This is a genomic window from Halopseudomonas salina, assembly GCF_008641105.1.
Window position 1 is genome coordinate 185,843 of sequence record NZ_VTTI01000007.1, and the last position, 9,738, is coordinate 195,580.

A 9,738-nucleotide genomic window follows, 5' to 3' on the forward strand; every position below is an offset into this window, starting at 1 on the left:
ACCCAGTGCTCTGCGTGACAAACAAAACCCCGCAAATATGCGGGGTTTTTTATGGTTTTTTCATTTGGCGACAAGGCCTAGCGAAGCACCCCACTGCAGTGCATAGGCTCGCCAGCGCTGCAAGAGATCCACTTCTGCACCCTCCTTCCCCAGTAGGGCCTCGTCCATTGCCAGCAAGAAATCAGGCAGGGTCAGGGAGGCACCCGGGGACTCACCACCCAGACGTTTGCGGCAATATTCGTCCCACTGTTCTTTCTCGGCAGGCGCCAGACTCTCCGGGAAGTTGCGCGCGCGATAGCGCGGCAGCATATCAGCCAGCCGCTGATCACGCAGGGGCCATTGAGTCGCCGCCAGCATGGGGCCGTCCGCTTCACGGATCATTGCCAGCAGACGTCGATCGGCATCGCTGATAAAGCCATCGTAGAGCTGCGCCTCGGCATCATCGGAAAACGAACTGAGAGGGCCTTGTGACTGGTACACCGCATGGAGTTTTTCCTGGCCATTGATACGCCAGCGGGCAAGACGCTCGGCATTGTGCAAGAGCTCTGGCATGTCCAGTCCCAGTCTGTCGATATCCTGCGCACGAAGCACCTTGAGGTCTGCAAGGAAAGGGCATTTGTTGATATGTACGAGTTTCAGCCCTGGGCGCGACGCTCCTTCGGCCAGATCTTCCCGACGCTGATAGAGGCGCTCACGCAGCTGCTCAGCAGTGAGATCGGCAGGCAGGTCGGGATCACTCGCCAGATCGTAAACGATCAGCGCATTCTTGTTCTGCGGATGCCAGGCAAGCGGCAACACCAGGCCCAGACCCTGGCGCTCACGCCCGAAGCGACCAGAAACATGCACCAGGGGCCGGGTTTTCTGCAGGTCAATCATGGCCGTGACCTGATGTTTGCTACGCAGACCCAACAGGTAATCGAACAGCCTTGGTTGTGCTGCGCGCAGACATCTGGCCATGGCAATGGTTGCGCGCACATCAGCCAAGGCATCGTGGGCCTGACCGTGGTCTATGCCATTGGCCGCAGTCAGGAGTTCCAGGCGCAAACTGGTGAATCCCTCCTGTTGAGGCCAGACGATCCCCTCAGGGCGCAGGGCATGGGCCGCACGCAATCCATCCAGCAAGTCCCAGCGACTGTTGCCGCCCTGCCATTCACGCGCATAGGGATCGTGGAAATTGCGATAGAGCGTGAAGCGCGTCATCTCATCGTCGTAGCGCAGGTTGTTGTAACCCACACTGCAGGTGCCTGGCACCATCATCTGTTCATGCAGCAAATGAATGAACTCAGGCTCTGGCAGGCCGGCAAGGGCACGTTCCGGACCGATCCCGGTGATCAGGCAGGCCATGGGGTGGGGCAGCGTGTCCGGAGCAAGACGGCAGTCGATGCATAGCGGTTCACCGACCTCGTTGAGCTCTTCGTCGGTGCGCACACCGGCAACCTGCAGAGGTCTGTCTCGCCGTGGATCAATGCCGGTGGCTTCAAAGTCGTACCAGTAGAATGTCTTGCTCATACCGCTGCCCCAACCTTTTCAAAATGGCAGCGTACCCCAATGCCGCGCTTCAGGCATCCACAGGGTGCTGGAAGCGGAAATACTGTTCCAGGGAGATGGCCAGACCGGCGAAAGCCTGCTGGTTATGCACTATGCTGAAGCCGCTGTCATAGTGACCCGGGTTATCGTCCGGGCGGCACCAATGGCTCAGGGCGGTAAAGTCCAGGGGCTCGGGTGCCCCATTCACGCCCGGAAGTCTGAGTTGAAGTTCGTAGAAGCTACCGAGCATGATCGGCAGGTCACTGATAAGCATCATGCCCTGACGCGATATATTGCCCAGATAGCCCATGGGTCTTCCGGAATGGCGATTGTAGACTCGCAGATAGCTACTCAGCAGGTGCCTTTCAATGCGGCGCTGCTCCTGGTGCTGGTCAGCGCCCGGGACGGGGTGTCGCATATCAGCAACGCTCTCTCTTCAACGCCTGCAACTGCATTTTCTGCTCCTCAACACGTTTCGGACTTACCTCAACCTTTTTACCGGTGCTGTCTTCCTCATACCAGTAGATGCGCTTGTCGTAACGTGCCAATTCACTGTTCAACCGATCACAGTAGGCCTGCTGACGCGCTTGTTGCTGCACCTGCTCCTTGCGTTCGATAGCACGTTCCTCACTACGTACTTGCTGCAACCGCTGCATGTTTGCCTCGCGCTCACGGACCTGCTCGTCCCGCTCTATGATCTGCGGCTTGACCTCGACCCGCTGCGAACCCTGCTGCGGCCGCTCTCCGAAATGGACCCGGCCCTGGGCGTCAGTCCAGCGATATATTTCAGCTTGAGCTACGGTACAGGTGAGCCCAAGCCAAGCCAACAAGATGAGAGTCCGCATATTTCATCCATGATCAGGGGAAGCGACGCTGAGGCCGCCAGAGACACGAGAATATCCCAGTTCCGGCCAAGGGAAAACTGGCTCTGCGCGCATGGCAATCAGGGTTTGAGTTTCAGCTCGGCGTCGTAGTGCCCCAGAAGCCGCAGCGTTTCCAGCCTTGCGCCAGCGCGGTAGCTGTATTCGCTGTGCGGATAATGCCGCTGCAGATACCGATAAATCTGCGCCGCATCGAGATACAACAGCTGCCTCTCGAGACACAAGCCGCGCAGGAGAGAGACTTCCGGCTGATCCTGGTGAGGGCGGAATCGGCTGCGGCGCTCGGCGCTGGAGAGATGCAGCATTACCGCACCGCAGTCATCCTGCTGATAGGCCCGGTAGGCATTATCAATATCCGCGTCGTGGCCCTGCGAGGCACAACCGGCCAGGGTGGCGAAAAGGACTGTGGGTAAGAGGAATTTCATATTTGCGCCCATAGGTTCGGATATTTTGCTATCGGCCCGGGAATGCATTACTTGACCGCCCAGAACACTTTAATGCGAAAAGTCAGAAGCAGACTAAGTGGCATAGCTGTCGGTGCCCAGCTCCGAATCTTGATCTGTATCATTGTTAGCACTTGCATTTTTGATCTAGCCTTGGAGGAGGATATTTCGGCTATCGGGCGTCCTGCACACAGAGGAGCAAACGCATGAACATCAGGCATATGCTGGTGGTAATCGACCCCACGAGCGAAAACGAGCAACCAGATCTGAGGCGTGCGCAAGCATTGGCGCGCCATTTTCCCCAGGCGCGCTTTACGCTTTTTCTCTGTGATTACAACGCGGCGCTGGACGGCGGCATCCTGTTCGACACCCGCGGCCTTGAAAAGGCCAGGGAATCACTGCTCAAGCACCATGAAGATCGTCTGGAGAAGCTCGCCCGCCCGCTCCGTCAGGCCGGCCATAGCGTTGACGTGCAGGCCGTCTGGGGCAAGCGTCTGGATCGTCACATATTGCGTGTAGTACAGGAACTCCAACCGGATCTGGTACTGAAAACCACCCACCATCACAATCCGCTGAAGCGGTTGCTGCTAACCAATACCGACTGGCAATTGATCCGTCATTGCGAAGTACCGCTGTGGCTGGTCAAGCGGGCGGATGATCCGCTGGACGACATCTGCGCCAGCGTTGATCCACTGCATGAGGCGGACAAGCCTGCCGCTCTGGACCTGAAACTCATCGCCACCGCCCGCTCCCTGTCAGAAAGCGTTAAAGGCCGGATGCATCTGGTGCATTGCTTCAACCCGCTGCCACGCACAATGGTCTTTGATGCAAGTATCGTTGTTGACTACGACTCCTACGCTGATGACGTGCGCAAACGCCATGCCGGGGCCTTTGGCCAATTGGCCGACCGCAATGATGTGGCCGAAAGCTCGCGGCATTTATTGTCGGGTTATCCAGAGGAAGCCATTCCGGAGTTTGTCGAAAAGCAGGGAATCAATCTGTTGATCATGGGCGCAGTCTCGCGCTCGCGCCTGGATGCTGCCCTGATTGGTCATACCGCCGAACGACTGCTGGACGAGTGCCCTTGCGACATACTGATAGTCAAGCCAGAGGGTTTTGTGGATCCGAGCAAACCGACCGACTAGGTGGTTGATCGCATCATTGATCGGCCTCTGCGGACGATCAGTGTAGCGCGGCGGACTGTTCAGCCAACTGACGTATGGCAGACCAGTCGCCCTGACCAATCAGTGTGCGCGGTGCCATCCAGGTGCCGCCCACGCACAGTACATTCTCCAGTGCGAGGTAGGCCGTTGCACTGGCCAGGGTAATGCCACCCGTGGGGCAGAAACGCACATCACCAAAAGGCCCGGCAAAGGCCTCGAGCAGGGGTATCCCGCCGCAAGCCTGCGCAGGAAACAGCTTGAAGCGCCGATAGCCCAATCGATAGCCCGACAATACCTCCGAGGCCGTGGCTACACCCGGAAGTAAAGGCACTGGACTCTCCATACCCAACTGAAGTAGTTCGTCGGTGCAGCCCGGCGTGACGATAAACTGGGCGCCGGCGTCAACCACCGCGTGGAACTGCATGGCGTCCATTACCGTACCAGCGCCGACGCCTATCGCAGGGCGCTCGCGGCGCAGCAGTTCAATAGCCGGCAACCCGAGTGGGGTTCGCAGAGTAATTTCGACGTTATTGATACCTCCAGCAGCCAGGGCATCGATCAAGGGCAGCACATCCTGCATGCACTCGATATTGATAACCGGAAGCAGGCGCGAATGCGCAAACAAGGTATCCAGAGTCTGTGTATTGTCGATCAGGCTCATAAGCTTCCCGTCAGCCTTGTAGTCTCAATAATCGCTACTGTAAAAAACCTGTAGCGGCGGGGTGAGAAATGCCGCTACCGGCATCTGCTCAGTCGGCGCTGAAAACGCCCTGCACAGCGTGGCGTTTTTATCCTCTCCCGAGATTGCCAGCAGTTGCAACCGCGCCGTGCGCAGCACCGCACCGGTAAGTGTAATACGCGGGGAAAGATCCGGGGCCTGCGAGGGGGCGCAAAGGACCTTACCGCCGGTGCTCAACAGCTTTTCAAGATTGTCCTGCCCCGGGAACAACGAAGCGCAGTGACCATCATTGCCCATCCCCAGCACCACCACATCTAGGGGAAGCCAGGGGGCAATGGCCTGCTCCACAAGGGATGCATCCAGGCTTGGAGAGGCGCCGCGAAACAGAGGCAACCAGGTAGCCTTTGCCAAAGCGCTGGGCATGCAGCGCCGCAGCATTCCGGCATTGCTGGCTGCGTCGCTCTCCGGCACCCAGCGCTCGTCCACCAGCGTAATGGCCACCTGGGCCCAGTCCACGGGCTGCTCATCCAGGCAGCGCAAAAAGGCTTCGGGACTGCGCCCCCCAGACACGGCCAGGCGCGCGATCCCGCGCTGCCCAATCGCATCAGCCAAGGCATCAGCGATATGTCTGGACAGCGTCCATGCCATGGATTGCGGGTTACTGGCTACAGTCAGCTGCAGGCCGCGCTCGGCGGCAAGGGTCTGAAGGCTCAACGTTCAGGTACTCCATCTGCTTCACGCAAACTGGCAGTAAAGCAACTGGCACCCTGCTCCGCCGGACTCGCCGCACCGCGCATGAATGCAAACAGCTCTCGCCCCCAGCCTCTGCGCACGGGCTCATCATGCACTGCCGGTTCACGGGCGAGCCAGGCGCTCGGCGCAACTGCAACTTCAAGCCGACCGGTATCCGCATCCAGGCTCACCATGTCACCATCGCGCAGTCGCGACAGAGGCCCACCCGCGGCTGCTTCAGGGCACACATGGATAGCCGCCGGCACCTTGCCGGAGGCGCCAGACATTCGTCCGTCGGTCACCAGCGCCACCTTGAAGCCGCGATCCTGGAGCACACCAAGATAAGGAGTCAGCTTGTGCAGCTCAGGCATCCCATTGGCAGCCGGCCCTTGAAAACGCACCACTGCCACCAGATCCCGCTCCAGCTCCCCAGCCTCGAACGCCTCCATCAAGGCCTCCTGGTTGGTGAATATCCGGCAGGGAGCACTGACCTTGCGGTGTTCCGGGGCGACAGCTGACACCTTTATAATCCCGCGACCCAGGCCGCCATCGATCAACCGCAATCCGCCATCGACAAGAAACGGATCAGCTGTCCCCCTCAGGATCCCGGCATCCAGACTGTCACTCGGCCCTTCACGCCACACCAGCTCGCCCTGTTCGAATACCGGTTCACTGGTGTACAGGCGCAAGCCGTGGCCGGCAACAGTCTCGACATCCTCATGAAGCAAACCGGCATCCAGCAGTTGAGCGAACAGAAAAGCAGTGCCTCCCGCCGCCTGGAACTGGTTGATATCTGCCTTGCCGTTGGGGTAAATGCGCGCCAGCGTCGGCACAATCTCAGACAGCGCTGACATATCTTCCCAGCGCAGTTGCAGACCAGCACACTGTCCGATGGCCACCAGATGCAATGTCAGATTGGTCGAACCACCCGTGGCGAGCAGCAGAACCAGCGCATTGATCAATGCTTTTTCATCCAGAATCGACGCCAGACTTCCCTGCCCCTCTCGGGCAAGCTTCGCTGCACGCTCGGCCGCATGCACTGTAAGGGAATTACGCAGTGGCGTGCCCGGGTGCACGAAGGAAGCACCCGGTAACTGCAACCCCATGGCCTCAAGCAAGATCTGGTTGGTATTGGCCGTCCCGTAAAAAGTGCAGGTACCCGGGCCATGGTACGAGCCACTTTCAACCTCCAGCAGCTCATCGCGCGTCGCCTTGCCTTCAGCATATTTCTGGCGAACAGCCGCTTTCTCGGAATTGGGAATCCCCGACGTCATCGGTCCTGCAGGCACGAACACCACGGGTAGGTGGCCAAAGCGCAGCGCTCCCATCAGCTGGCCCGGCACAATCTTGTCGCACACCCCAAGGCACAGGGCGGCGTCAAACATATTGTGCGAGAGCGCAATGGCAGTCCCCATCGCAATCACATCCCGACTGGCCAGTGACAGCTCCATGCCTGGCTCGCCCTGGGTCACGCCATCACACATCGCCGGCACCCCGCCGGCCACCTGCCCGGTTGCGCCGTAAGCGCGTAACGCCTGGCGGATCTGCTCGGGAAAGCTTTCGTAGGGTTGATGGGCCGAGAGCATGTCGTTATAGGCTGTGACGATCGCCACATTGACCTCATCCATCATGCGTAGCCGGTCCTTGTCAGTCGGGCCACAGGCCGCCATGCCATGAGCGAGGTTGCCGCAGGACAGTTTGCGCCGACCACGCGGTAATGCTCCGGCCTCGGCCATCTGTCGCAGATAAGCCCGGCGGGTGGATTGGCTGCGCTGGCGCAGTCTTTCTGTCACTTCAAGCACAACCGGGTGCATGTCATCCCCCTGAATCAAGCATTACAAAGCCGCCAGACCACGACTTCAGTCTGTCATGGTAACCGCATATGTTCTATTGTAGTGCCCGAATAGAGACCATAGACCACCGCTTTGAATAGGGAAATACCATGACCCTGCGTCGCACCAAGATCGTCGCCACCCTGGGACCTGCCAGCAGTAGCCGTGAATGTATTGCTGCATTGATTGATGCCGGCATGAACGTCGCCCGCATGAACTTCTCCCACGGCACCGCAGACGAACATCGTGAGCGCGCCAGACTGGTCCGCGAAATTGCCCGGGAAAAAGACGTTCACGTTGCGTTATTGGGCGATCTGCAGGGCCCCAAGATCCGCATCGCACGCTTTACCGATGGCAAGATCAGTCTTGAAAAAGGGGACAACTTCCGGCTTTCGATCAGCCATCCGCTGGATGAGGGCAACACGGACGTGGTGGGCATCGACTATCCCGATCTGGTCACAGACTGCCGTGCCGGTGATGAACTGCTGCTTGATGACGGCAGGGTCGTCCTGCGGGTCGACAGTGTAGGCAAGGACGAGGTGCGCTGTACGGTTACCATCGGCGGTCCGCTGTCCAACCACAAGGGCATTAACCGAAGGGGCGGCGGTCTCTCGGCAGCCGCCCTGACCGACAAGGACCGTGTCGACATCACCCTTGCCGCAGAACTCGATATGGAATACGTAGCCGTCTCCTTTCCCCGGGATGCCGCAGACATGCACCTGGCCCGCAAGCTCCTCAAGGATTCCGAATCCCAGGCCTGGCTGGTGGCCAAGATCGAACGGGCCGAAGCGGTCGCCGACGAGGAAGCCCTGGACGGTCTGATCAAGGCCAGCGATGCGGTGATGGTAGCCCGCGGTGATCTGGGCGTAGAGATAGGCGATGCCGAACTGGTGGGTATTCAGAAACTCATCATCAGCCGCGCACGTAAGCAGAACAAGGCCGTAATCACCGCTACCCAGATGATGGAATCCATGATCAGCAGCCCCATGCCTACCCGTGCAGAGGTCTCTGATGTTGCCAATGCAGCACTCGATTACACCGACGCTGTAATGCTATCAGCAGAAACCGCAGCAGGCTCCTACCCGGTTGAAGCAGTCAAGGCCATGGACAGGGTATGCCGCGGCGCTGAAAGACAAGCCATCAGCCAACAATCAGGCCACCGCATGGGCCAGGATTTTGAACGCTGCGACGAAACCATCGCTCTCGCCGCCATGTATGCGGGCAATCACTTCCCGGGCGTCACCGCTATAATCACCCTGACCGAAAGCGGCTACACCCCGCTAATCATGTCGCGCATTCGCTCGCACCTGCCCATCTTCGCCCTCTCCCCCAACAGCGCCACACTCGGCCGCGTTGCATTGATGCGCGGCGTACAGGGCATCACTTTCAACCCGGCCGACATGCCCTCAAGCGACGTCAACCAACGGGCCGTCAGCCGACTACTGGACCTGGGCCACGTCGCCGCCGGCGATTGGGTCATCCTCACCAAAGGCGATGTCTACAACTCCCGCGGCGGTACCAACTCGATGAAACTGTTAAAAGTAGGCGAGCGGCTGGTGTAAGCAAAAATTCCTTATAGGGATTTAGCTTTTGACCTGGGACAGCAAACTCCACATCACTCCGACGCTGGTTGAGCGCACAGACTGGCGGGGTGGAGAAAGTGTCTGAAACAGGGACGTTTCTGACAAGCCTCCATGGATGGATTCACGGCGGCTTTCGGAACCCTGGCAGGCTGGGAGCTTCATTACTCCGAGCATCCCGCAGATGATTCTGAACAATCGAGCCAGCCAGCCCCAGGCCGAAAGTCCACGCCGACACGCTGCAAGTCCCCGCAAGCGGGCCCGGCCAGCTATCACAGATCACTATCGTTCGGCTACGCGCGAAGCATGCTTCGCAAACGCTTGCCTCACCCCTATAAGCTCGACGCTGGCATCCCTGCCAGCGACGGTCGGCTTAGTCCTCTCGCCCTGTGTCTGCCCTGCCAACAGCTCCGAAACTATCTGCGAGCAAAACCGAAAAACAGAGAGACCGGCCTGAAGATTTGGCTTTTGATTTGGGACAGCAAACCCCGCATCACTCCGATGCCAGCTGAGCGCACAGCCTGGCGGGGTGAAGAAAGTGTCTGAAACAGGGACGTTTCTGACAAGCCTCCAGGGACGGATTCACGGCGGCTTTCGGAACCCTGCCAGGCTGGGAGCTTTGAGCCCGGGCTCTCCATCGCGGAAACCGTTTCTTGAATACCGAGCAAGCAGATGCAGGCCGTGAGTCCACGCCGACACGCTGCAAGTACGTCCCTGTAAGCTCGACGCTGGCATCCCTGCCAGCGACGGTCGGCTTAGTCCTCTCGCCCTGCGTCTGCTACTAGCTCATCAGCTGCCGGCGAGAAAACCCATATCCTTATCGTTAGATGGTTTTTGCTTTTGATTTGGGACAGCAAACCCCGCATCACTCCAAAGCCGGTTGAGCGCACAGCCTGGCGGG

The 9,738-nt window shown here is 59.1% G+C and carries 9 protein-coding genes; 2 read left to right on the plus strand and 7 right to left on the minus strand.

Annotated features, from left to right (window positions below):
• Window positions 1-60 precede the first annotated feature (60 nt).
• From sbcB to FZF01_RS13330, 4 genes are all read right to left on the minus strand, one after another.
• Window positions 61-1,509: an exodeoxyribonuclease I gene (gene sbcB, locus FZF01_RS13315; protein ID WP_150278676.1), complete on the minus strand. Its 1,449-nt coding sequence runs from the start codon at window positions 1,507-1,509 to the stop codon at window positions 61-63.
• Between the two features lie 49 nt (window positions 1,510-1,558).
• Window positions 1,559-1,945, minus strand: coding sequence for a PilZ domain-containing protein (locus tag FZF01_RS13320; RefSeq protein ID WP_150278677.1), 387 nt, complete (start codon window positions 1,943-1,945; stop codon window positions 1,559-1,561).
• Window position 1,946: 1 nt separating this feature from the next.
• Window positions 1,947-2,372 carry a DUF4124 domain-containing protein gene (locus tag FZF01_RS13325; RefSeq protein WP_150278678.1) on the minus strand — a complete coding sequence of 142 codons (426 nt, stop codon included), beginning with the start codon at window positions 2,370-2,372 and terminating at the stop codon, window positions 1,947-1,949.
• Window positions 2,373-2,470: 98 nt separating this feature from the next.
• A complete protein-coding gene (locus tag FZF01_RS13330) occupies window positions 2,471-2,833 on the minus strand; it encodes a tetratricopeptide repeat protein (RefSeq protein WP_150278679.1) in 363 nt (120 codons plus the stop codon).
• A 224-nt stretch (window positions 2,834-3,057) separates the two neighbouring features.
• Between FZF01_RS13330 and FZF01_RS13335 the strand changes: the two genes are divergently transcribed.
• Window positions 3,058-3,996: a universal stress protein gene (locus FZF01_RS13335; RefSeq protein WP_150278680.1), complete on the plus strand. Its 939-nt coding sequence runs from the start codon at window positions 3,058-3,060 to the stop codon at window positions 3,994-3,996.
• A gap of 37 nt (window positions 3,997-4,033) precedes the next feature.
• Here the strand turns inward: FZF01_RS13335 and FZF01_RS13340 are convergent, their stop codons facing one another.
• Genes FZF01_RS13340 through edd form a run of 3 tightly spaced genes read right to left on the minus strand, consistent with a single transcriptional unit; the run spans window position 4,034 to window position 7,239 of the window.
• Window positions 4,034-4,675 (minus strand): bifunctional 4-hydroxy-2-oxoglutarate aldolase/2-dehydro-3-deoxy-phosphogluconate aldolase, encoded by a 642-nt coding sequence (locus tag FZF01_RS13340; RefSeq protein ID WP_150278681.1) that lies wholly within the window; start codon window positions 4,673-4,675, stop codon window positions 4,034-4,036.
• A 24-nt stretch (window positions 4,676-4,699) separates the two neighbouring features.
• On the minus strand, window positions 4,700-5,407 hold the full coding sequence (gene pgl, locus FZF01_RS13345; protein ID WP_150278682.1) for a 6-phosphogluconolactonase: 708 nt from the start codon (window positions 5,405-5,407) through the stop codon (window positions 4,700-4,702).
• Complete coding sequence (gene edd / locus FZF01_RS13350) at window positions 5,404-7,239, minus strand: phosphogluconate dehydratase (protein ID WP_150278683.1); 1,836 nt, start codon at window positions 7,237-7,239, stop codon at window positions 5,404-5,406. The genes pgl and edd overlap by 4 nt, the downstream gene beginning before the upstream one ends.
• A 128-nt stretch (window positions 7,240-7,367) precedes the next feature.
• Between edd and pyk the strand changes: the two genes are divergently transcribed.
• Window positions 7,368-8,819 carry a pyruvate kinase gene (gene pyk / locus FZF01_RS13355; RefSeq protein ID WP_150278684.1) on the plus strand — a complete coding sequence of 484 codons (1,452 nt, stop codon included), beginning with the start codon at window positions 7,368-7,370 and terminating at the stop codon, window positions 8,817-8,819.
• Window positions 8,820-9,738: the final 919 nt, after the last annotated feature.